Genomic DNA, 23,454 nt, shown 5'->3' with positions numbered 1-23,454 from the left:
TGCAGAATAGATTCTGCGCTTCCTGAAGATCGGCTGAGAAATCGCGACTCTTCGACGGCGGAACGCGATCAGAATCGTCACCTACAAGCGAAGGTCATCATGTCCTACGACGCGAATGCAGCATACAACTCCGGCACCCCCGGTCAAGGGGCACCAGGAGCCGGAGTGCCGGCCGGCCAGGGCTATGGAGGGCAGGGCTTCGGCGGAGCGCCACGCGGTGCCGCCAGCCCCGATGACCTCTCGCTCCCGCTCTACGGCGCATCCTTCGGCCAGGCCGTCAAGCGCTTCTTCAAGAACTATGTCAACTTCAAGGGACGCGCCTCGCGCAGCGAATTCTGGTACGCCTACCTGTTAGTGATTCTTTTGGGAATCATCCCCGGAATCATCTATGGAATCGGCACAGGAATGGTTGCCGCAGCCGCCGCCTCCGATCCCTACGGCATGTCGACCCCGCCGACCGGAGCGTTCGCGATGCTCGGAATCGGCGGCGTCCTGGGCGCCATCATCATGCTCGCCACGATCCTTCCGTTCATCAGCGTCGGAGTGCGCCGACTCCACGATGCCAACTACCCGGGACCGATGTTCTTCCTCTGGCTCATTCCGGGAGTCGGAGCAATCATCGTGCTCATCCTGATGATCATGGAGTCCAAGCCCGAGGGGCAGCGCTTCGACGTCTGACTCTCACGGCCTGTGACTCGCTGATGGTCGGCCGGCATTTTCATCAACATCGACACCGATGAGATGATCGGCTGGCCGACCATTCTTGTACGCGATCACTATTTGAGAGTCACTATGTCCTACGACGCGAACGCAGCATACAACTCCGACTCCGACGTTCCGGGCCCAGGAATGCCGGACCCCGGAACGTCTGGCGGACACGGCTACGACGGGCTCGGATATGGTGGAGCACCCCGCAGTGCTGCCAGCCCCGACGACCTCTCGCTTCCGCTCTATGGCGCGACCTTCGGCCAGGCCGTCAAACGCTTCTTCAAGAACTATGCGAAGTTCTCTGGGCGGGCTTCGCGCAGTGAGTACTGGTTCGCATACCTGTTCACGATCATTATCGGAATCATTCCCTACATTCTGGGAATTGCTGGGGGCACGATCAGCTCGCTCTCGGCGCCGGCAGACTCCTACAACGCAACACCGCCGGCCGGCGCTACGGCGCTTATGGCGACTGCCGGAATCCTGTTGCTGGTTGCCTTTTTGGCCACAATAGTTCCAACTCTTGCAATCACCTGGCGACGTCTGCACGACGCCAACTTTGCGGGCCCTTTCTACTTCCTCAACTTCATCCCATTCGTCGGGTGGATCATCGTGATCGTGCTGCTGGTGATGGAATCGAAGCCCGAAGGGCAGCGCTTCGACCGCTGAGTTCGGCACCGGTCTCGGCGCAGATATCTGTGTGAGCATCACGCTCAGCTGCTGACACGTCCTACAGCTGCGCGGCCATCACGCCCCGTCAGTGGCATCTCGCACCATTGCACAGGTGCAAGACGCCGCCGACGGGGCGTTGTGCTGCCACGAGGACGTATCGCGAGGGCCGAGCCGAACCGCGGCGGGCGGTGAGAAATGCGCTCAGCGGTGCGCGATGCGCGTCCGGATTCCTCGCCGAGGCGGCCCGGGCAATCAGGGTCGGCGGACGGTCCTGACGAACGACAGGAGCATCGAGACGAAGACGAACGCCCACACCGTCAGGGCGATCCAGTACCAGTGGAGCCCGATCCATTCGATCGCCGGCACATGATCCGACCGGCCCAGGTAGATGCTCGCCACTGCGTACATGCCGACAGGGAACACCATGCTCCACAGTCCGGCCGCATAGGTCATCGGCGCCCGGTGGACGGCATGCCTCCAGATGCCCGCGGCGACGAGCGCCGGGACGAGCCACGTGGCGATCGCCCACAACAGCGCCGAGGATGCTCCGACCAGTACGCGTGTCGTCTCGAGCAGGGGAGTCTCGCCGAGATCGAGGATCCGCGAACCCGCCACGATCGAGATCGCCAGTGCGCCCATCGTCACCCAATACGGGGCATCGAGGTCCTCGGGCCCGAACCGATGCTGGAGAATGCGCACGCCGATCGCAATCAAGCACACGACGTAGAGCGCCAGTCCAACGGCCCACATGACCACCGCCGCGAGCGCGAGGAATGCGACCAGACCGCGATCGGCGTCCGGAGTGTGCGGAAGTTCGATCCCCAGGCTCGCGGCGACCACCGCCACTGATTGAGCTGCCACCGCCCATACGAGCCACGTGCCATTCACCCCTGCCGACACCGGCCGTGTGCTCGACCCGAGGATCGCGGTGAAGGGAATCCCGTACCCGAGCACCAGCCAGAGCAGACCGCCGAGAACGAAGAGGGTGAGCGCAGGCGGAATCATCCCCAGGCCGACGAAGCCCGTCGCCAGGACGTTCGTGCCGGCCACGGCGGTGAAGAAGCCGAAGGCCCGGGAGGGATCATGCAGGTCGGCGCGAACAGCATCGGGATATCGGAGGATCCGCACCACGGTGAGTACGGTGAAGAACACGTACAGGGTAACGGCAAGCCAGAACAGAGTCACTGACAGCAGATGCAGCCCTGCGAGCTCGGCACCGATCGACACGATCCCGGTCGCCATCACCGAGGCGAAGCACCCGGGAGCCAGTGTCGACGGGCTCAGTCCCCACCGTCCGTGCAGGCCGGTGAGGTCGCGATCGGCCGTGTTCATTCGCTCCCCATTCTCGTCGCAGTGTGTCGAGGGATATCGACGTCTTCGATAGTACGACCCCACCCCCTGAAACCGCGTTGCAGCCCCGCCCTCCTGAACCGTGCCGCAGTCCCCATCGAGAGGCCGCCCGAGGGCCTCTGCGCGAAAAACCGATGTGCAATTCGTGACATCTCGGTATTCCGAGCTCACTCTCCCCTCATTTTCATGAGAGAATTCACTGGAGTTACCAATGGGTAACTTCACGTGGAGTCGCCCGCTCCACGCTCCCGCGTGCCGGTGGTGGCGTAGTCTGCAGTCACCTGCGCGGTGCAGAGATCTCCGGCACGGACCGGATCGACGAGGGCACAGACGATTGGGAGCGAAGGCTATGGAGAGCACAACGGACACTCTCGCCGAGGACGCCGGCATCGACGCGCCGGCGGTCTCGCTGCACGGTTGGTCCCTGTCCGGAAAACAAGGCGACGTGTTCACCGATATCGACCTTGAGGTGCCCATCGGCGGCATCGCCGTTGTCCGCGGCTCCGCGGGCAGCGGAAAGACCTCCTTCCTCCTGTCCGTGGCTGGACGGATGCGGGTCTCGGCGGGGGAGGGCCGCCTCGGCGATATCGATATCCGCAAACGGGCCCGCACCGTGCGCGGACAGGTTGCGGTCGGACATGTCGGTGGACTGACGGACCTCGAGGACGATTTCACGGTGGCCCAGCACGTCGCCGAACGGCAGATCATGCTCCAGCCCTGGTATAAGCCGTGGGCGTCGAAGTCGACATTGCGCGAGGTCATCGGCCTCATCCGGGACACTTTCACCATGGCTGCGGAGATCATCGACGAACTCCCGCCGGGGACGTTTTCGAAAGACGACGCCCAGCGTGCGGACTTCCTCATCGACGATGACGGGCAGGTGTTCGTCTCCGAGCTGAGTGAGCTGCAGAAGTTCTTCCTCGAGTTCGGGCTGGCGAGCCTCAGCCGCCCTCCCGTCGTCGTCATCGACAACATCGACTACCTGCGAGAATCCGCGGACCGGGCCCGAGCCTGGGCCGGAATCCTCATCTACCAGCAGCTGCGCAGATCAAGGGATCCCGAGGACCCGCTGACGGTCATCGTCTCCTGCGAGGACTCGAGCGAACTCGACATCGCCACCAGATCGCTGGGCTCCCGCGCGGAGCCGTCGTTGGTCGAACTCGAGCTGCCGGCACGCCCTCCCGCGTCTCGCGGATCCAAACACTGAACGTCCTGCCCTACGTACACGAATCCGAGGAGATTCCCGAATGTTCTCCCTGCCCTGGTTAGAACTCTCACGATTCAAACGCCACACGATCACCCGACTGGCGATGATCGTCATCATCGTCATCCCGTCGATCTACGGCGGACTGTACCTGGCCTCGAACTGGAACCCGACCGAGCATCTCGACAAGCTGCAGGCGGCAATCGTCAACGAGGATACCGGCGCGGAGAAGCCCGACTCGGACGGAGAGAAGCTCAACGCCGGTCAGGAACTCGTCGACGAGATCACGCCGAAAGGTGAAGGCGGATTCGACTGGCAGGAGACCAGCCAAGAGGAAGCCGACGAGGGCCTGGCCGAAGGGAAGTACTTCGCGGTCCTCGAGATCCCCTCGGACTTCTCCGAGATGCTCGTGTCGACAGGCGGTGACGATCCGGAGCAGGCAGGGCTCAAGCTGCGCACCGACGACGCCCACAACTTCATCGTCGGACAGGTGGCCGGGACCATCCTCTCCGAGATCAAGGGCGGGCTGAGCGAGACCACGACTGCCGAGTACGTCAACCAGGTCTATCTCGGATTCAACGACATCCATTCGGAGACGGAGAAGGCCGCAAACGGTGCGTCCGACCTGCACGACGGAGCAGGCCAGCTCCACGACGGGACCGGAGAGCTCGTCGACGGGGCGACGAAGCTCGACAAGGGAATCGGGACGCTGCACTCCGGGCTCATCGACCTCGATGAGGGTGCGGGGGAGCTGAAGAAGGGCAGCGGCGACCTTGCCGACGGTGCCTCTGAGCTGAAGAAGGGCACCACCGAGGCGAAGAACGGTTCGAAGAAACTCGCCGACGGTGCCGGGCAGGTCGCCGACGGCACCTCCGAGCTGCGCGATACCGCCGATGAGGCGACGAAGAAGGCCGAGGACGTCAAACGCAAGGCCGATGACGTCGTCGACGGGGCGCGGCCGAAGCTCGAGCGCGCCGAAGGCGACTTCGACGATGCCCGGACCACAGTGCGCGGGGACATGGACGAGCGGATCAAACAGCTGCAGGAGGACTATCCGGACGACCCGAACGTGCAGAAACTCGCCGAGGATGCCGACGGCCTCGGCGAGGACCTCGATTCCGCACACAAGCGCGCCTCCGATGCCACGGATGAGGCGAAGAGCCTCGAGGACAAGCTGACCGACGCTGTTGACGGAGTGATGGACAAGATCCGCACTGCCGATAAGAAGATCGGTCAGCTTGACGACGGCGCACAGAAGGTCGCGACTGGTGCCGATGACCTCCACTCCGGGCTGATCAAACTCGACGCAGGAGCGGGGAGGCTCGCCAAGGGTGCCGGTGACCTCCATGACGGTGCCGTCCAACTCAAGGACGGCACGGCGAAGGCCGAGGACGGAGCCGCTGATCTCAAGGACGGATCGGAACAGCTCGTCGACGGCGCGACCGAACTCGACAAAGGCGCCGGCAAGCTCGATGACGGCTCTGGGGAACTCGCCGACGGTCTGCAGAAGGGGCTCGAGCAGATCCCGACCTATGACAAGAACGATCGGGAGAACCGGTCGGATGTCGTGGCTGTTCCCGTCGATGCGGACAAGGTCAAGGACAATGCCGTCGATGCCTATGGCGAGGGACTGTCCGCGTTCTTCGTCTCCTTGGCCCTGTGGATCGGCGGAATGATCACCTACATGGTGCTCAATGCGATCCCGTACCGGGCATTGTTCTCATCGGCCCCCTCATCGCGGATCGCGTGGGCAGGCTATGTTCCCGGGCTGCTCTTCGGTATCGCCCAGGTCGCGGTCCTCTACGCGATCCTCACCTTCGCCTTGGACTTCTCGGCCGGAGCGTGGGTGTGGACCCTGCTGTTCTCGATGCTCGTGGCGGCCTGTTTCCACTCCGTGCACCAGTTGTGTGTCGCGGCGCTGGGAGGGGTCGGCAGACTCGTCGCCCTGGTGCTGCTCATGCTGCAGATCGCTTCGGCAGGCGGAACCTATCCGGTCGAGACGGCGCCGAAGATCTTCCAGGTCATCTCGCCGTTCCTGCCGATGACGCACGCGGTCAGCGGTCTGCGCACACTGGTTGCCGGTGGTGACATGTTCATCGCGGCCCAGGCGGCCGTGGTCCTGCTGCTGATGACCGCGCTCTGTCTGGTGGCCACGATCGTGGTCTGCAGCCGCAAGCGCATGGTCACACTCACCCAGCTCCATCCGAGCCTGAGCCTGTAGGCCCGGGGCGGGTGCGGCTGTGCTGCTATCCCAGCGCCAGCCGCGCGGCCAGCACCACGAGCACCACGGCGATGATGATGTCGAGAACCTGCCAGACCCGTGGTCGGCCTAGGTAGCGGGAGAGCCCACGGGCGCCGTAGCCGATGACGAGGAACCAACTGATCGAGCCGAGCATCGCTCCGAGAGTGAACGGCCACACTCCGTCGCGGCCCTGCTGGTTGGCGAGGTTGCCGAGCATGACGACGGTGTCGATGTAGACGCCGGGATTGAGGAACGTCAGCGCCAAAGTGGTGAGGATGATGGACTTGAGGGTCCGCTGGTGGGTATCGGCTTTCAGCCCGGTGGCGTCGCGCGCCGATTTCAGGCTCGTCCATGCGAACCACAGCAGGTAGGCCACGCCCAGCCAGCGCAGGGCTTCGAGCGCCCACGGCGCCAACAGCACGATCGCCCCGATCCCCACCGTGCCCGCTGCGATGAGCAGGACGTCGGCGACGATGCAGATGGTGACGACGACGCCGAGGTGCTCGCGCCGGATCCCCTGCCGCAGCAGGAGCGCGTTCTGCGGGCCGACGGCGATGATGAGCGACCAGCCGGTGAGGAGTCCGGTGACGAGATGAGTGAGCACGGACTCAACAGTAGAGACCGGCTGATCAGAAGAAAAACAACAGAATATGCATCTGATGCACAATTGCTTCATGAACATCGATCACGTCAAAGCGCTCGCTGCCGCTGTCGACGAAGGTACCGTCGAAGGGGCGGCCTTCGTCCTCGGCATCACCGCCTCGGCGGCGAGTCAACGTATCCGCACGCTCGAGTCCCGCCTCGGGCAGGTCCTCATCCGACGAACGAATCCGATCACCGTCACCGAGGCGGGGCAGGCGATCCTCCGCTACGCTCGGCAGGTCGAACTGCTCGAATCCGAGGCGCTCGACCGGCTGCACGGCATCGACGCCGACTCCCTCGGGGCGGGCGGATCCGGTGCGGGGCGGAGCGAGCCCACGGTGCTCCGGGTGGGGGTGAATGCCGATTCGATGGCGACGTGGTTCCGCCCGATCTTCGCCGAGGCGGCCGGCTGGGACGATGTCGTCTTCCGCATCGAGATGGTCGACCAGGACAAGGCGCTGCCGCTCTTGGCGTCGGGGGAGGTGCTCGGCACGATCACCTCGACGGCGACCGGCGGGTACGGGACGACGGTCGCCGAGCTCGGGGCGATGCGCTACACCGCCGTGGCCAAACGTTCCCTATTCGATCGGCATTCCACCGGCACCGAGGCGGATCTGACCAGGTTGCCGATGGTGAATTTCGGCCAGGATGACGACCTGCAATTCGAGTTCCTCCGCCGCTGCGGAGTCGACGGTCGGCCGCCGATGTCGGTCGTGCCGGGATCGGCGGAGTTCGCGGCCGCGGTAGAGGCAGGCCTCGGTTGGGGGATGGTGCCGGTCATGCAGCTCGACGGCCTCGACGCCGACCTCGTCGAGATCGGCACCGAGCCGCATATCGACGTCCCGCTGTACTGGCACCACTGGACTCTGGCTTCGGAGAAGCTCTCGCGACTGACCGAGGCGCTGCGCCGTGCGGCCGCCGACATGCGGTGATTCGGGGGCGGAGCTGAATTGCCCTCCGCTGGGCGGATCAGGAGCTGAGGAGCTTGTCGATCGTCCATTTGACCTGTTCATGTGCGGCGTCGACGGTCATGGTCTCGGGCGAGATGATCGAGTGCAGGGCGATGCCGTCGACGGTGGTGAAGAGCGCTATGGCAGTCGGAGCCACCTCGGTGGGGTTGAGGTGCCCCTCCTCGGCGAGCAGATTCAGCCAGCGATAAAGACTGTCGTAGGTGACTCGGTGGCCGTGTTCGAGGAGACGCCGGGACACTGCCCGCTTCTCGGCGCCGAGAGCGTGCAGGTGCATGGAGAACCAGGTTTCGAGCTGCACATCCCGATGCTCATGGGTCGGCAGAAACTGGGCACAGCACTCATAGAGCCGGTCGGCTGGGGCGCGGGCCGCATCGGCGATGGAGAAATCCTTGACGACGGTGTCGATGGAACGCAGTGCGACCGCCTCGTGGAGGTCTGCCTGGGTGGGGAAGTAGTGGCGCAGCGTCGACGGTCCGACCCCTGCTTCCTTGGCCACGGCGCGCACACTGAGGTTCGCCTCGCCGGGTCCCGACCGTTCCGCCAGCCGGATGGCCGCGGTGATGATGTCGTCTCGCTTCGACAACCGAGCTCCTTGCGTCATTGACATCGGTGCTTTGCCTCAGTGTATAGTACATTGTACTAGTACGGTGTACTAAAGCGTTGAAGCGACGCGGCAGGAACAGTGTGCTGACCCGACCAGAGGACCCCAACGGAAGAAGAGAGAGCCCTCATGATCGACAGTCTGCAGGAATTCGCCGGAAGTTTTCCCGACTGGCTGCAGTGGGCGGGCGTTCTGCTCGTCTCCGCTATCCCCTTCGTCGAGTCGTACTTCGGCTCCGTGATCGGCGTGGCAATCGGCTTGCATCCCGTCGTCGCAATACTGGTGGCCGTCATCGGCAACGTCGTCTCGATGCTCGCCTTCGTCTACGGAGCCGGCGCGATCAGGGACAAAGCGACGAAGAACAAAGAGGTCGAGGAGAAACCGAAGCGGCAGCGGCTCAAGCGCATGTTCGACAGATTCGGTGTGCCGGGAGTCTCGTTGCTGGGCCAGACACTGCTGCCCTCGCAGATCACCTCATCGGCAATGGTCGGATTCGGTGCGAATCGCAATGTCGTGGCTGTCTGGCAGATCATCTCGATCATCCTCTGGGGCATCCTCTTCGGTGTGCTCGCCACCCTGGGCGTCGAGTACGCCCTGCGCTGAGCCGCGGTGGCTCTGACCGAGCCTCGTATCGATGTGCTGACCACATTGTGATGCCGGGCGGGGAGTGGCCCGCGGTGTCAGTGCCTCCACCTAGACTGGCCCCATGACGGAATCCACCCCGACATCCCCACCCGTTGCCGACTCTCCCGGCACGACTGACGGCTTCGCGATCGAGGCGCAGCGCATCCTCGCCGAGCTCACCGCGAACCCGACCGCGCGGTTCCGCGACGGCCAGCTCGAGTCCATCCGCGACCTCGTGCAGGGAAGAAAGCGCGTCCTCGTCGTCCAGCGCACCGGGTGGGGCAAGTCGGCCGTGTACTTCGTCGCCACCCGCATGCTCCGGGCCTCAGGCACGGGACCCAGCCTCATCATCTCCCCGCTGCTGGCGCTCATGCGCGACCAGATCGCCGCAGCCGAACGCGCCGGAGTCCGCGCCGCCAGCCTCAACTCCTCGAACGTCACCGAATGGGACTCCGTGCTCGAGGATCTCAGGGCCGGCAGCCTCGACGTCCTCCTCGTCTCCCCGGAGAGGCTGAACAATCCGCAGTTCCGCGACGAAGTGCTGCCGCAGCTGCTGGCCTTCCTCGGCCTCATCGTCGTCGACGAAGCCCACTGCATCTCCGACTGGGGCCACGATTTCCGCCCCGACTACCGCCGCATCGGCCGGATACTGTCCGAACTGCCGCGCGACACTCCGGTACTCGCGACGACGGCGACCGCAAACTCCCGCGTGGTCACCGACGTCGCCGAACAGCTCGGCGACGACACCACCGTGGTCCGCGGCGAACTCGCCCGAGATTCCCTGCGCCTCGGCGTCCTCCCCGGACTCGACGCCAGTGCCCGCATCGCCTGGCTGGCCTCGCACCTGAACGACTTCACCGGGTCCGGAATCGTCTACACGCTCACCGTCTCCGCCGCCGAGGACATCACCCGAATGCTGCGCGAACAAGGCCACGAGGTCCGCGCCTATACGGGCCGGACCGATGCCGAAGAGCGCGCCGAACTCGAACAGCAGCTCAAGGACAACCGCCTCAAGGCACTGGTGGCCACTTCGGCGCTGGGCATGGGATTCGACAAACCCGACCTCGGATTCGTCATCCACATCGGCGCACCGTCCTCGGCTGTGGCCTACTACCAGCAGGTCGGTCGTGCCGGCCGCGCCACGGACTCCGCCGACGTCCTCCTGCTGCCCGGTGCGGAAGACGAACAGATCTGGGAGTACTTCGCGACCGCGTCGATGCCGAACCAGGACGACGCGAACGCCGTGCTCGCAGCCCTCGCCGAGGCGGACGGCCCCCTGTCCGTGGCCCGCTTGGAGACCTTGGTCGGAACCAAACGCTCCCGGTTGAATTTGCTGCTCAAGACCCTCGAGGTCGAAGACGCCGTGACGAAGGTCAAGGGCGGGTACGTCTCGACCGGGCTGGGGTGGACCTATGACCGGGATCGCTATGAGAAGGTCGCAGCTGTCCGAGCCGAAGAGGCCCAGGCCATGCTCGACTACGAAGCAACCGGGCAGTGCCGGATGGAATTCCTCATCCGTCAGCTCGACGACCCCGACCCGCAGCCGTGCGGTCGCTGCGACAACTGCGCCGGAGTGTGGTTCTCTGCCGAGATCTCCGACGAACAGCGCCAGGCCGCGGCCGGGAACCTGCACAAGATCGGTCTGCCCATCGAACCGCGCAGCACCTGGCCCAGCGGTATGGCCAATATCGGTGTCCCGCTCAAGGGCCGGATCCCGGCCGAAGAGCTCGCCGAGGAGGGGCGTGCGATCGCCCGCCTGTCCGACCTCGGGCAGGGGCAGTCCCTCCGGTCGTTCCTCGCCCCCGATGCTCCCGATGCCGAGGTGCCCGGTCAGATCGGCAAGTGGTGCCTCGAAGTCCTGGCACAGTGGGATTGGAAAACACGGCCCGAGGTGGTCGTGTCGATCCCGAGCAATCGCCGTCCTGTGACGGTGCGGTCTCTGGCCGCGAATCTCGCCGCGGCCGGCCGACTTGTGGACGGCGGGGAACTGCTCCAGGTAAGCGACCACGGCACACCTGATGTCAACAGTGCCTTCCGCGTCAAGGACCTCTATGAAGCCTTCGTTGTTCCTCCCGACGTCGAGGAGGCGGTGGCCGGGAAATCAGTGCTGCTCGTCGACGACGAGGTCGTCTCGCGGTGGACGATGACGGTCTGTGCACGATTGCTGCGCAAGGCGGGAGCCTCCTCGGTGCTGCCATTCGCCCTTGCGCTGCGGGCCTGAGGTGGTTGGGCACGACGTCGAAAACCGCTGCGGCGACGATTCCTCAGCTTGCGGCCGAGGAATCGTCGCCGCAGAGGTTCAAATTGACCAGTGTCAGTCACGGCCGGATCAGTGACTGCCGCAGAGCAGCCGACCGAACCAGTGTCTGGCCGCCTCCGTGACGGTCACGGATTCTGCTGCAGCTGGAACGTCGCTCCCTCCGGATCGGTGACCGTGACGATGCGTCCGTACGGGGAGTCTTCGGGACCGGCGAGCACTGTGCCGCCGAGCTCTGTCACCTTTGCTGCCGCGGCATCGGCGTCTTCGACGTTGATGTAGGTGCGCCAGTAGGAGTTCTGTGCCCACTGACTGGCATCGCAGATTCCGGCTACAGCCTCGTCACCGTCGCCGTGCGTCGAGTACGGGAACCCCTCCATCGGGGTGATGTCGAATGAGAAGACCTTGGCATAGAAATCATTGGCCGCCTGATAGTTCGTCGTCATGAGTTCGAACCACACGGGGGTTCCCGGAGTGAGCGGAGTATCGAAGCCGGAGAACTCGCCGGGCTGCCACATGCCGATGGGTGATCCCGTCGGGTCGACGACGACGGCCATCTGACCGAGCGGGCCGACGGGCATGGGGCCGACGACTTCGGCGGCTCCGGCGCCCAGCGCAGCCTGATAGGTTCCGGCGATGTCGCCAGTGTGCAGGTAGGTCGACCAGGCTGTGGGCATTTCCGGGCTCGGGGTGCCGTCCATGTTCATGGCTCGCATGGCACCGCCGACGTTGCCTCCGTCCTTCGTGATCATGTTGTAGTGGCCGAAGTCCTCACCCATGTCGGTGAATTCCCAGCCGAAGAGCTGAGTGTAGAAGTTCTGGGCGGCCTCGAAGTCCTGGCAGACATAGTCGATCCAGATCGGCTGGCCTTCGCGGGGGTTGGCAGGCATTGCGTCTCCTCTTGTGGTGGGGTGGAGGTGAGTTGCAGTGAATGATGCCGACGGCAGGGGGATGACCCTACTGCCAAGCGCGCGTGAAATCCGCGAAGCAGTCGGTCAGCGCCGCCTGCAGAAGCGGACCGAAGGTCACGCGCCCGACCCCGAGTTCAGCGAGCTGAGAGAGGTCGAGTTCTTCGGGCACCGCGCCCTTGATCGGGTGCGCGGTGACATTGAGCGGCAGAGTGATCTGCGCGAGGATCGACTTGAGCGTGCCCACATCGGGCAGACGGACGGGGTAGACGGAGTCCGCGCCCGCGTCGGTGCACAGACGCAGACGTCGGACCACCTCGGCGGTCGGGTCGTCGAAGTCGCCCGGATACTTGAACACATCGGTGCGGGCGTTGATGACGACGTGGACCCGCTGCGCTTCGGCGGCTTGGCGCAGGCTCCAGATGTATTCGGCGTGCTCCTCGGGGCTGCGCATGCTGCCCCGGCTGTGGACCGTGTCCTCGATGTTCACACCGACCGCTCCGGCGTCGAGGAGACCGGCGATGAGCTCGGGAGCGGGGGTGTCGTACCCGGACTCGAGATCCGCGGTGACGGGAACATCCACCGCCGAGGTGATCCGGGAGATCCCCTCGAGCGCTTGCTCGAGCGTCATCTGCTCACCGTCGCCGTGGCCGAGCGAATCGGCGAGCGGATGGGATCCGATGCTCAGCGCATTGAAACCGACGTCGACCATCGCACGAGCCGACCAGGCATCCCAGACGGTCGGCAGCACGAGGGGTTCGTCCTGGTGATGTCCCTGCAAGAGGGTGAAAGCGCGTTCAGCGAGAACCGTGTAATCGACCATGGTCAATACTTTTCCACTGTTGTGCCTCGACACGCCAGGGGCCGGACCGGTTCACCAGAAGGTTTCAGGCAGGCGCGGTGATACCGTGACCACCATCCGATGTCGCCGTACGGAGGAGCAGAGGTGGCCGGTTCGGGCACCATCCGCGTTTCGCCCAAACCCGAGCGGGTGTGGGCGCTTCTCGCCGTGCTTGCCGGCCTCGCCACGATCCTCATCGAGATCCCCGCGGCACTGCTGTCCGAAGGCGGCTACTCGTTCGCACAGCAGCCCATCAGTCATCTGGGGATGACCGGATGCGGGGACTGGGGAGACGCGGAAACCCCGATCGAGGTCTGCTCACCGGCCCATCCCTTCGTCAACGGCGTCTCCATCATCGCCGGATCGATGCTCGCGATCATCGCCTTCATCTGGCACGACTGGATCGCTCCGACTCGCTGGGGCCGGTGCGGGTCCTTTATGCTCGCCGCCGGCGGAATGCTGCTGGCCGGAACCGGGATGGTCCCGGCAGACATCGATCCGAGACTGCACGCCGTCTTCGGAATCGGCGGATCCGTGATCCAGAACCTCGGCGTGCTTGCCGCCGGCATCGCCATGATCCGATGGCCCGAGAAACGCCGGATCGGTCCCGCCGAATTCGGCGGGCTCACGCTCGGACTGGGCGTATTCGGACTCACCGGTACCTTGTTCTTGGCTGCTCCCGAGACCTGGGACCTGCCCGACGGCATCGTCGAGCGAGCCGCGTCCTATCCGTTCCTCATCTGGTTCATCCTCGCCGGATGGATGCAGCTGCGCGACGCCTCGAGGCGAAAACGCGAGCTCGCCTCCGGACCGTGAAGTCGGCGAGCGAGTGAGCCGGCGCAGCTGCCGCGTGTTTACAGCCGCGGAGTCCGCGGCGGCGCCTGCCGGCGCTCACCTGTCGCCTCGAACGCAGCGGCGATCTCGATGAGCGCGGAATCGTCCCAGCCGCGACCGGCGATCGTCAGGCCCACGGGGATACCGGTGTCGGCCATTGTGCCCATCGGCACCGTCACCGACGGGATGCCGAGGTGACGGGGTACGAGGTTGCCGTTGGCCACCCACGTGCCGTTGCGCCACCCCAGGTCCGCAGACGCTTCGTTGACGTCCATGTCCGCAGGTCCCACATCGGCCATCGCCGGGAAGATCACCGCATCGAAGCCATGCTCATCCATCCACTCCTCGAGGTCGACCCGGCGAGTCTCCTCGAGCCCGCGCACACCGGATGCGAGCTCGGGGATCTCCGTGACCGAGGCATAGCGATTCGTGCGCACCTGCTCCGGGTAGGTCGCGATGTCATCGTCGAAGCCGACGTATCGATCGGGAAGCGCACCGGGTGGGTGGGGGAAGATCATGGCTCCGTCCACCTCGGCGAGGGTGGAAAGGTTCGAGTCGCCGTTCGCGGCGAGGAAATCGTCCCACCCCCACGACGAGAGGTCGTTGATCTCCCGATCGAGGTAGTCGGCGGTGACGAACCCGCGCGTCGCGATCGACGGGGCACCGGGACGGTCGCCCTCGTAATTGCTCACGACCGGGAAGTCGGTCTCGACCACCTCGGCGCCTGCGGATTCGAGATCGGTTCGCGCCGCCTGCCAGGCCTCCATCACCGAGGCGCGAGTCTCGACTCGGTTTCCCGTGGGCCCGCCGATACCGCCGTCCGGGTTCGTTCCGGCCTCGTCATCGGCGTTGATGTACATCCGCGGAACGCCGAGGCGCTTACCGGCCAACACCGTCTGTGCCGCCGCGAGCGATTCCGGCAGCAGCGCAGCATAGGAGTCAGGGCGGACCGCGCTCACCTTCGGGATCTCCACCCAGGGCTGGACGCGCCAGAAATCTCCGCGAGTCTGCTCGTCGTCGGCGACGATGACGTCGAGAACCTCGGCCAGGTCGGCCATCGTGCGAGTGTGGGGGACGACGACGTCCATGGTCGGCACGAGCGGCCAGTTCCCGCGCACGCTGATGACCCCGCGCGAGGGGGTGTAGGCGATGAGCGCATTGTGCGACGCCGGAGCGCGACCCGAGGACCAGGTCTCTTCGCCGAGGCCGAAGGCGGCGAAGCTCGCCGTGGTGGCCGTTCCGGAGCCGTTCGAGGACCCCGAGGCGAAGGCACTGGTCAGCCAGTCGGCGTTGTACGGGCTTTCGGCGCGGCCGTAGAGTCCGCGCTGCATGCCGCCGTTGGCCATCGGCGGCATGTTCGTCAGGCCTAGGCAGATGGCACCGCCGGCACGCAGCCGTTCGATCGTGAACGCATCTTTCTGCGCCACGAGGTCGGCGAAGGCCGGTGACCCGGAGGCCACGGTGAGGCCCGCGACCATATAACTGTCTTTCGCGGTGTACGGAATCCCGTCGAGGGGGCCGAGCGTCTGGCCGGCTGCGCGCCGTTCGTCAGAGGCGGCCGCCTCGGCGAGGGCTTGCGGGTTCTTCACGATCACGGAGTTGAGCTTCGTGTCGGTGTCGGGGCCGTCGAACGCTGCGATCCGGTCCTGATAGGCCTCGACGAGCTCCACCGAGGTGGTGCGGCCGCCGGCGAGGGCGGCTCGCAGATCGGCGATGGACGCTTCGACGACATCGAACTTCGACATGATCTTCCTCCGGGCACTCGACGGTGCGCGGCGCACTCGACGGTGCGTGCGCGAGGTGGGTGTTCTCGGTCCCCAGACTAGCGTTGATTCGAGACTGATGGGCTGCGGAATTCGTCGTCCGCGGGGTGCAGAACGTGGAGTTCGCGGCGGGTACGATCGAGGTATGACGGTCAACGCGATCATTCTCACCGGCGGTCGTTCGCGACGTTTCGGAGGTGAGCACAAACCCGGCGTCGAGGTGGCAGGACGGTCGACGATCTCCCGAATCCTGGAGAGCATCCGCGGTGCGGCAGCCGACGCCGAGGTGTGGGTGGCCGGACCCGCAGACGGACTCTCGGAGGCGGAGCAGAAAGGCGTCCGCGTGGTTCGGGAAGAACCCGAGTTCGCGGGCCCGTTGGCCGGGATCGCGGCCGCAGCGGAGGCGATGCCGCCTGAGACGGATTTCCCGGCCGAGACGGCCGATGTCACCCTCGTCCTGGCCGGGGACATGCCGATGGTCACGGCGGGCCACCTCGGTGAGCTCATCTCCACGTGCCGGGCCACCGGACGCCCGGCCACGGGCACCGACGATCGGGGGAAGACGCAGTTTCTCTGCGCGGCCTGGCCGACCGGGCTCCTGCGTACTCGTCTGGCCGAACTCGGTGACCCCACGGACGGTGCGGTGAAGCTGCTGTTCAGGGGGCTCGAACCGGCTGTGGTCGTCGTCGCCCCTGAGGTGGTGCGTGATTTCGATACGGCAGCCGAGCTCGAAGCGATTCGCGCCCGACTCAGCCCTGGCGGGCCTTGAACCGAGGATTCTTCTTGTTGATGACGTAGACGCGGCCGCGGCGGCGGACCACCTGCGAACCGGGCTGGGACTTCAGCGATCGCAGTGAACGGCGAACCTTCATGAGCGTGACTCCTTAGTGAGAATGAGTATCATTAGTATCAATACTATGTTCTCGATCGAAGGGAAGCGAATGCGGGGACCAGCCGAAGGTGATCGGAGTTCCATCGTCGACGGAATCGAAGCGATCGCCGTCGTCGGACTCTGCGCGGCCGAGCGCAGGCACTATGCGATGGCTCTGGCCAGAGATCGCGGCTATGTCTTCGTGCCTGCGGAGCAGACACAACAGGGCATCGAGGCGATCGACCGCCTCGTCGAACTGGTCGGCATGACCTCCGGGGTGCACGGGTTCGTCCTCGAATATGGCGAAGACGCGGATTGCGCGGAGATCATCGGAGCCCTGAGCGCCCCCGAAACGCGAGCCGTGCTCACCGACCTCGTCTGTGTACTCGACCTTGCCTGCCTGCACAGCGATCTCGATTCGGAAGTTCGCGCCGGAGTCCTCGTTGCGCAGATCGAATTCGCCTCGACTCTGGCTCTGCTGGCACCCGAGCACTCCGATTCGGATGTAGTCGAGGCGGCGATCGGGCTGATCGCGCATCTGGCGCCCGAGGCCAGGCGATTCCTGCTGCGCGACGGCGCGGTACACGAGCCCGTGTGCTGGCAGTTCGGGCATCGGCCTCCTGTCGCAGGGTGGACGGCGATACTCAACTCGGAGTTTCGGCCCCCGGCCCGGTCGGGCGGTGTCCGCGCCTGCCGCTTCGAGCAGGTGCGACCCTTTCACCCGCAGCGACTGCAGGCAGTGCTGAGTGCGGCGCTCGGCGAAGGCTGCTGGGGGCGCATCGTCCGTTCTGCTGGTTTCGCAAAGCTCGCCTCCCGACCCTATGTGACCGCGCACTGGGATCAGACGGGCACTCTGCTCACGCTCTCGCCGCTGACCGTCGATCCGCTTCCCGGCGGGGGTGCGGAGCTGCTGGCGCTCGGTCAGGATCTCGCGTTCATCGGCGTCGACCTCGACGAGGCGGGGCTGTGCGACGCGCTCGACCGGGCCGTTCTCACCGATGCTGAGCTGTTGGCAGGTCCGATGGCCTGGCTGGGGTTTCGCGACGAGTTCCCCGCGTGGGACTCCGCGCGTCGAGGCTGACGCCGGCAATTCCCGATGCCAGCTTGGTGAAACTGCAGCGGCTTGGTGCAGGGGCCAGGCTGCTGCAGTTTCACCAAGCCGAAGCGTCAGCTGCCGGCGGCTGACGCCCGGCAATCGGCGCACAGGCCGAAGATCTCGAAGACGTGGTGAGTGATCTCGAAGCCGTTCGAGGCCGCGATCTGGCGCATCCAGTCCTCACTCGGCGGGTCGATCTCGACGGCAGTGCCGCAGCGTTCGCAGACGAGATGGTGGTGATGCTCGGTCTGCGCGCAGGCGCGGAAGAGCTGGGTCTCGGCGATGGTGATCGTGTCGGCGTCGCCGCTGCGCGCAAGCGCATTGAGCTGTCGGTACACGGTGGCCAGGCCCACGCTGGCCCCGCCGTCCTCGAGGCGGCGATGGAGCTGCTTGGCGGAGACGAAGCGGGTCTCGGTCTCCAGGGCAGAGCGGATGAGCGCCTTCTGCGCGGTGCTGCGCGTCTTCTTCTGCGGAGCTGCCATGGCCAATCCTCCCTTGTCGTGGCAGTCGATCTCATCGTCCCTGTTGTCAGGGGCATATGCGTGAACGCGCATATGCGAGAGAAATAATGAAACACGTTACCATTAACGGGCGGTTCAACCACACCGACGATGGACTCCGAACTGAGAACGGGCCCGCACGCCCAGCGGAACCTGCGCAGTCGGACTGTCGGACACACATCCGAGGAGGCACTATGAGCGGACCCCGACGCAGACCGGCGATCCCGGTCATTCTCCTCACCGGCTACCTCGGTGCCGGAAAGACGAGTCTGCTCAATCACCTCCTGCGCCACCCCGACGCCCGCATCGGCGTCATCGTCAACGATTTCGGCGACCTCAACATCGACGCCGGACTCGTCGTCGGCCAGGTCGACGAACCGCTGTCGATCTCGGGCGGGTGCGTGTGCTGTCTGACCGATGATTCCGAGCTCGAGGACGCGCTCGTGGCGATGACGAACCCCCAGCTGCGCCTCGACGCGATCATCGTCGAAGCCAGCGGATTCGCCGAACCCCTGACCCTGGCTCGCATGATCACCCGCATGGGCCACCACCGATTCCACCTCGGCGGGGTCATCGACGTCGTCGACGCCACCATGTACTTCGACACCGTCGATACCTCGAGCCTGCCGCCTCTGCGCTTCGCCGCGACGACATTGGTGCTGGTCAACAAGCTCGACCAGGTGCCGGCGGCCGACCGCGAGAACACGGTCGAGGCCGTGCGTGCCCGCGTCCACGCACGCAATCCGCGCGTCATCGTCATCGGCACCCATCACGCTCGCCTCGACCCCACCCTGATCTTCGATCCAGGCGTTGGAGAGCGGGACTCACGCCGAGGCGGCTCCGACGTCGGCGAGGACCCGGTCCAGCCCGAATTGCCGATCCGGGAACTGCTCCGTCAGGCCTACGCCGAAGCGGCCGCCGACGAGATCGGCGACGACGAGGTCGAGGAGGGATCCATGCCCCACCGCCATGCCCAGTCGGTGACCGTCACCGGAAGCGGCCCTGTCGATCCGGATGCGGTGATGGATTTCGTCGAAGACCTCCCGCCCGGGGTGTATCGCGTGAAGGGCACCGTGCTCGCGGTCGAAGGATCCCGCAGGCGCAGCTTCGATGTGCAGGCGGTGGGCCCGAACGTCTACGTCGCCGAGGCGGCCCGACCCGCCCCGAAGATTCCGTCCTCGAGGGCGGGGGACGGTGATCGGCCGGACGCGGACAGCGTCCTCGTCGTCATCGGTGAGGACTTCGACACCGAGGCGGCCGAGGCCGCTCTGACCGCCGCCCTCAACAGCGCTGCCGCTGCGGGCCAAGATGTCGCGGCATCGGGCAGTGACCGCTCCGAACGCTTCCTCCACCACGTCCGCCTCCACACCTAATTGCTACCTGACGGCGGCCCAGCAACCTCGCGCGAGGTTGCTGGGCCGCCGTCAGGTAGCAAGGGGAGGGGATCCTCCGGTTTCCCTCCGTGTTTCCTGAGGGTGGTCTGGAGGTCAACTCCCGTGCCGGGCACCCGTGACCGCTTCTAGGGTCGAAACGTGCCCCACCGAACGGTCATGATCGACCTGCCGGGAACAGCAGTGAGAAATCATCCTTTTGGGGGACACCGTTGCCTACTTTTGGGCGATCCGCTGAGGCGATCCGCTTGGAAGACTGACTGGAGCGCCCTGCTCACACCCCCGAACCCGGAGGACCCCTGTGCACCTGATCACCCGGATGAGTCTGAAGAACCGCCTCATCGTCGGATTGCTCACCCTCGTGATCGCCGTCTTCGGCATCGTCGCGACCACCTCACTCAACCAGGAGACGATGCCCTCGGTCGACCTGCCCGGCACTTCGGTGCAGGCCACCGTCCCCGGCGCTTCTCCGGAGGTCATCGAGGAGACTGTGACCAAGCCCCTCGAAACCGCACTCGACGGGGTCGGAGAGCTCGAATCGGTGACCACCTCCACCTCGTCGGGGATGATGACCGCCGAGGTGACTTGGCCGTTCGGCAAGGACTCCGAAGAGATGACCGACGCCGTCCGCTCGGCCGTCGACGGAGTGAAGTCCGACCTGCCCGCCGATGCGGAAGCCGAGGTGCTTTCATATCAGATGGATGAGGTCCCGGTGACGATGTTCGCCGTCTCCGGCGGAGACTCCGCCACCCTCGGCGACCGTCTTGAGACCGACCTCGTCCCCGAACTCCGCGCTCTCGACGGAGTCTCGAACGTCGAGGTCACCGGCCAGGACGAGCAGCGAGTCTCCATCACGTTCCGCCCCGAGGACGTGGCGGAGAAGAACGTCGTCGAATCCTCCGTGCCCGATGAGCTCGAAGCCGCCGGCACTGTCGTTCCCGCTGGCCAGAGCTCACAGGGCGACACGTCGATGGCCGTCGAGGTCGGCACCGAGGTCGACGCCGTCGAGCAGATCGAGAAGACGCCTCTGCGCACTGCGGACGGCACCGTGCTGCTGGGTGAGGTCGCCGACGTCGACCTCGACTCGGTCGAGAAGACCTCCCTGTCCCGTGCCGACGGCAGGGATTCCGTGACTGTGTCGGTGACGAAGGACCAGGACGCCAATGTCGTCGACGTCTCCCACAAGGTCGCCGACACCCTCGACAAGGTCGGTCCGAAGCTCGGAGACGACACAGAGTTCTCGACGATCTTCGATCAGGCCCCGGAGATCGAGAAGTCGATCCACGACCTCTCAGTCGAAGGCGGACTCGGCCTGATCTTCGCGATCTTCGTCATCCTCGCCTTCCTCGGCTCGTTCCGTTCGACCATCGTCGCCGCGATCTCGATCCCGATGTCGCTGCTCATCGCGATGATCGGCCTCATGGTCGGCGACTACACGCTCAACATCCTCACTTTGGGCGCCCTGACGATCGCCGTCGGCCGCGTCGTCGACGACTCCATCGTCGTCATCGAGAACATCCGGAGACGCCAGGGCACAAGCGACCTGACGGTCGAAGACATCGTCGCCAGCGTCAAGCAGGTCGCCGGTGCCATCACTGCCTCGACTCTGACCACCGTCGCCGTGTTCCTACCTATTGCGTTCGTCGACGGCATCGCCGGACAGCTGTTCCGCCCCTTCTCCGTCACCGTCTCCCTGGCACTGCTGGCCTCCCTCGTCGTGGCGCTGACGATCGTCCCCGTGTTCAGTTACTGGGTCCTGCGCCGCAGCCCCAAACCGCTCTCGCCCAAACGGCAAGCCGCCACCGACCGCAGCTATGAGCTGTGGGCGGCCAAGCAGCACCGCCGCTCGGTGGCCCGTGCCGAACGTCGCCAGAAGGCGATCGAGAAGAAGAACGCCAAACGCGCGGCCAAGGGCAAGGACCCGCTGCCGGACGCGACCGTCGAACCCGTCGTCGCTCCCGCCCCCGGAGACGGTGAGGCCTCCGGCCGAGTCGATCGCCTCCAGCAGCGCAGCCTGCCGGCCATCATTTCGGCCCTGCACCACCCCTGGAGGACCATTGCCCTCTCCGTCGTCATCTTCATCGTCACGATGATGTGCGCGACCTTCCTCAAAACGGACCTGCTCGGATCGGCGGGGCAGAACTCCGTGTACATCACGCAGACCCTTCCCGCCGGCGCTTCGCTCGAAGCCGGTGACAAGGCCGCGAAGCGCGTGGAAGCCGTGCTCGGCGATGATCCGGACGTCGACACCTACTCGACCACGGTCAACGGCCCGGAATCCGGAGCGGAGAACCAGTTCAACGTCACCCTGGCCGAAGACTCCGAGGCCGACGTCGCGACGAACCGCCTCCGCACCGAACTCGACGACCTCGGGAAGGACGCGGGCGAGATCGACGTCCAGGACGCCGGCGGCTCCGTCAGCGAGGATGTCGAGGTCACCCTTTCGGGCACCGACCTGGGTGCGCTGCGAAAGGCTGCCGATGAGGTGACGAAGACGATGGCGGACACCGACGGTGTCAAGTCCGCCCGCAACGACCTCGCTGCCGACCAGCCGGTCATCGAAGTCGATGTCGATCGGGAGAAGGCCGCCGACTACGGTTTCAGCCAGGCCGAGGTCGGCCAGGCCATCGCCGCCGCACTCCACGGCGTCGAGGCCGGCACCATCACCCTCAACGGCCAGGAGCGCGACATCACCCTCGCCCCGACTCATCCGGATGCGACCCCGGACGAGATCCGTGCTCTCGAACTGCCCGTCACCGAGGTGCAGACGCAGAATGCCCAGGAGGATGCGACCGATCGGGTCGAGGAGAAGACCGATGCCCGCGCCGAGGAGGCCAAGCGCAAGGCCGCTGACGAATCGGCCGAGCAGCTTGAGTCTGCCCGTGAAGCTCGTGACAACGCGGCCGACCAGCTCGAACAGGCTCGAAAGGCTCTGCGCGATGCCGAGAATCCGCCGCCGGCTCCGAGCCCGGGCGACATGGCTGCCGACCAGGTGGAACAGGCCCGCGAAGGGGTCGAACAGGCAGAGAAGGGGCTGAAGGAGGCCAACGACGCCATCGACGACCTCGTCGACGGCCAGCGTGAACAGGAGCAGAGCCAGGAGGAGGAAGAGGCGCTTGCCGATGAGCAGGCCGCCATCCCCGACATCAAGGGTGAGCCGATCACCGTCGACGAGATCGCGGAGGTGAAGAAGACCGAGACCCCGGCGACGATCGACCGTGCCGACGGAGACCGGAAGGTCACCGTGTTCGCAACCCCGTCCAGCGGCCAGCTAGAAACGGTCACCGCCGCGGCCACCGACCTGACCGAGACCATGGATCTGCCCGACGGAGTCAGCTTCGACGTCGGCGGTGCCAGTCAGGAGCAGGCGGAATCCTTCGGTCAGCTCGGAATGGCGATGGCCGTGGCGATCGTGCTCGTGTTCCTCGTGATGATCGCGACATTCCGCAGCTTCGTCCAGCCGCTCATCCTGCTGGTGTCGATTCCGTTCGCCGCGACCGGAGCCGTGCTGCTCCTGCTGGCGACCGGCACACCATTGGGCATTCCCTCACTCATCGGTCTGCTCATGCTCATCGGCATCGTCGTGACGAACGCGATCGTGCTCATCGACCTCATCAACAAGCTGCGTGAGGACGGACTCGACCTCATGGACGCGATCGTCCACGGCACCCGACTGCGCCTGCGCCCGATCCTCATGACCGCGGCCGCAACGATCTTCGCCCTCGTGCCGATGTCGCTGGGGCTGACCGGTGGGGGAGTGTTCATCTCGCAGCCCCTGGCGATCGTCGTCATTGGCGGGCTCACCTCGTCGACGGTGCTCACGCTCATCCTCGTCCCCGCTCTCTACCTCCTCGTCGAACGGCGCAAAGAGGTCCGGGCGGCACATAAGGAGGAGAAGCGCGCCAAGAAGCGGGTCGAGAATCAAGCGCGGATCGAAGCGGAGACCGCCGAGGTGGCCCTGCGTTCCGACGATCACTGACCA

The 23,454-nt window shown here is 65.5% G+C and carries 20 protein-coding genes; 12 read left to right on the top strand and 8 right to left on the bottom strand.

What is annotated here, in order from left to right; all coding sequences use genetic code 11:
* The first annotated feature begins 99 nt into the window (after nt 1-99).
* Nucleotides 100-678: a DUF805 domain-containing protein gene (locus HF684_RS16705; protein ID WP_169253386.1), complete on the top strand. Its 579-nt coding sequence runs from the start codon at nt 100-102 to the stop codon at nt 676-678.
* Nucleotides 679-741: 63 nt separating this feature from the next.
* The gene (locus HF684_RS16700) at nt 742-1,374 is read left to right on the top strand and encodes a DUF805 domain-containing protein (RefSeq protein ID WP_169253385.1); all 633 of its coding nucleotides are present in this window, start codon (nt 742-744) and stop codon (nt 1,372-1,374) included.
* Nucleotides 1,375-1,629: 255 nt separating this feature from the next.
* Here the strand turns inward: HF684_RS16700 and HF684_RS16695 are convergent, their stop codons facing one another.
* Nucleotides 1,630-2,709 (bottom strand): tellurite resistance/C4-dicarboxylate transporter family protein, encoded by a 1,080-nt coding sequence (locus HF684_RS16695; protein WP_169253384.1) that lies wholly within the window; start codon nt 2,707-2,709, stop codon nt 1,630-1,632.
* A 367-nt stretch (nt 2,710-3,076) separates the two neighbouring features.
* Between HF684_RS16695 and HF684_RS16690 the strand changes: the two genes are divergently transcribed.
* Together HF684_RS16690 and HF684_RS16685 are read left to right on the top strand one after the other, a co-directional pair.
* Nucleotides 3,077-3,934, top strand: a complete 858-nt coding sequence (locus tag HF684_RS16690) for an ATP-binding cassette domain-containing protein (protein WP_211168020.1) — start codon at nt 3,077-3,079, stop codon at nt 3,932-3,934.
* Between the two features lie 40 nt (nt 3,935-3,974).
* Nucleotides 3,975-6,152 (top strand): YhgE/Pip domain-containing protein, encoded by a 2,178-nt coding sequence (locus HF684_RS16685; RefSeq protein ID WP_169253383.1) that lies wholly within the window; start codon nt 3,975-3,977, stop codon nt 6,150-6,152.
* Between the two features lie 25 nt (nt 6,153-6,177).
* Here the strand turns inward: HF684_RS16685 and HF684_RS16680 are convergent, their stop codons facing one another.
* Nucleotides 6,178-6,777, bottom strand: a complete 600-nt coding sequence (locus HF684_RS16680) for a LysE/ArgO family amino acid transporter (RefSeq protein WP_248279006.1) — start codon at nt 6,775-6,777, stop codon at nt 6,178-6,180.
* A 70-nt stretch (nt 6,778-6,847) separates the two neighbouring features.
* Between HF684_RS16680 and HF684_RS16675 the strand changes: the two genes are divergently transcribed.
* A complete protein-coding gene (locus HF684_RS16675) occupies nt 6,848-7,747 on the top strand; it encodes an ArgP/LysG family DNA-binding transcriptional regulator (RefSeq protein ID WP_248279005.1) in 900 nt (299 codons plus the stop codon).
* Between the two features lie 37 nt (nt 7,748-7,784).
* Here the strand turns inward: HF684_RS16675 and HF684_RS16670 are convergent, their stop codons facing one another.
* A complete protein-coding gene (locus HF684_RS16670; protein ID WP_169253381.1) occupies nt 7,785-8,369 on the bottom strand; it encodes a TetR/AcrR family transcriptional regulator in 585 nt (194 codons plus the stop codon).
* Nucleotides 8,370-8,516: 147 nt separating this feature from the next.
* Between HF684_RS16670 and HF684_RS16665 the strand changes: the two genes are divergently transcribed.
* Together HF684_RS16665 and HF684_RS16660 are read left to right on the top strand one after the other, a co-directional pair.
* Nucleotides 8,517-8,990: a hypothetical protein gene (locus HF684_RS16665; protein WP_169253380.1), complete on the top strand. Its 474-nt coding sequence runs from the start codon at nt 8,517-8,519 to the stop codon at nt 8,988-8,990.
* A 103-nt stretch (nt 8,991-9,093) separates the two neighbouring features.
* Nucleotides 9,094-11,232, top strand: a complete 2,139-nt coding sequence (locus HF684_RS16660) for a RecQ family ATP-dependent DNA helicase (protein WP_169253379.1) — start codon at nt 9,094-9,096, stop codon at nt 11,230-11,232.
* 164 nt (nt 11,233-11,396) lie between these two features.
* On the opposite strand, the gene HF684_RS16655 is transcribed toward HF684_RS16660, so the two are convergent.
* Nucleotides 11,397-12,158 (bottom strand): VOC family protein, encoded by a 762-nt coding sequence (locus tag HF684_RS16655; protein ID WP_169253378.1) that lies wholly within the window; start codon nt 12,156-12,158, stop codon nt 11,397-11,399.
* A 67-nt stretch (nt 12,159-12,225) separates the two neighbouring features.
* Complete coding sequence (locus HF684_RS16650) at nt 12,226-12,999, bottom strand: isocitrate lyase/phosphoenolpyruvate mutase family protein (RefSeq protein WP_169253377.1); 774 nt, start codon at nt 12,997-12,999, stop codon at nt 12,226-12,228.
* Between the two features lie 99 nt (nt 13,000-13,098).
* Here HF684_RS16650 and HF684_RS16645 point away from each other — a divergent pair, with 99 nt between their 5' ends.
* Nucleotides 13,099-13,833 (top strand): DUF998 domain-containing protein, encoded by a 735-nt coding sequence (locus tag HF684_RS16645; protein WP_169253376.1) that lies wholly within the window; start codon nt 13,099-13,101, stop codon nt 13,831-13,833.
* A gap of 38 nt (nt 13,834-13,871) precedes the next feature.
* Here HF684_RS16645 and HF684_RS16640 read toward each other — a convergent pair whose 3' ends face one another.
* Entirely contained in the window at nt 13,872-15,596 is a 1,725-nt protein-coding gene (locus HF684_RS16640) for an amidase (protein ID WP_169253375.1), read from the bottom strand.
* Between the two features lie 163 nt (nt 15,597-15,759).
* On the opposite strand from HF684_RS16640, the gene HF684_RS16635 reads away from it, so the two are divergent.
* Nucleotides 15,760-16,383: an NTP transferase domain-containing protein gene (locus tag HF684_RS16635; protein WP_169253374.1), complete on the top strand. Its 624-nt coding sequence runs from the start codon at nt 15,760-15,762 to the stop codon at nt 16,381-16,383.
* On the opposite strand, the gene ykgO is transcribed toward HF684_RS16635, so the two are convergent.
* A complete protein-coding gene (ykgO, locus tag HF684_RS16630) occupies nt 16,364-16,486 on the bottom strand; it encodes a type B 50S ribosomal protein L36 (RefSeq protein ID WP_039212194.1) in 123 nt (40 codons plus the stop codon). The two genes, HF684_RS16635 and ykgO, sit on opposite strands and share 20 nt — an antisense overlap.
* Nucleotides 16,487-16,531: 45 nt before the next feature.
* On the opposite strand from ykgO, the gene HF684_RS16625 reads away from it, so the two are divergent.
* Nucleotides 16,532-17,566, top strand: coding sequence for a GTP-binding protein (locus HF684_RS16625; protein ID WP_169253373.1), 1,035 nt, complete (start codon nt 16,532-16,534; stop codon nt 17,564-17,566).
* A gap of 86 nt (nt 17,567-17,652) precedes the next feature.
* Here HF684_RS16625 and HF684_RS16620 read toward each other — a convergent pair whose 3' ends face one another.
* Nucleotides 17,653-18,063: a transcriptional repressor gene (locus HF684_RS16620; protein ID WP_169253372.1), complete on the bottom strand. Its 411-nt coding sequence runs from the start codon at nt 18,061-18,063 to the stop codon at nt 17,653-17,655.
* Between the two features lie 212 nt (nt 18,064-18,275).
* Between HF684_RS16620 and HF684_RS16615 the strand changes: the two genes are divergently transcribed.
* Nucleotides 18,276-19,454, top strand: coding sequence for a CobW family GTP-binding protein (locus HF684_RS16615; protein ID WP_169253371.1), 1,179 nt, complete (start codon nt 18,276-18,278; stop codon nt 19,452-19,454).
* Nucleotides 19,455-19,791: 337 nt separating this feature from the next.
* Nucleotides 19,792-23,451: an efflux RND transporter permease subunit gene (locus tag HF684_RS16610; RefSeq protein ID WP_169253370.1), complete on the top strand. Its 3,660-nt coding sequence runs from the start codon at nt 19,792-19,794 to the stop codon at nt 23,449-23,451.
* Nucleotides 23,452-23,454 lie beyond the last annotated feature (3 nt).

The organism is Brevibacterium sp. 'Marine', from assembly GCF_012844365.1.
GTDB lineage: Bacteria > Actinomycetota > Actinomycetes > Actinomycetales > Brevibacteriaceae > Brevibacterium.
This window is presented reverse-complemented; position numbering and strand designations above follow the sequence as displayed.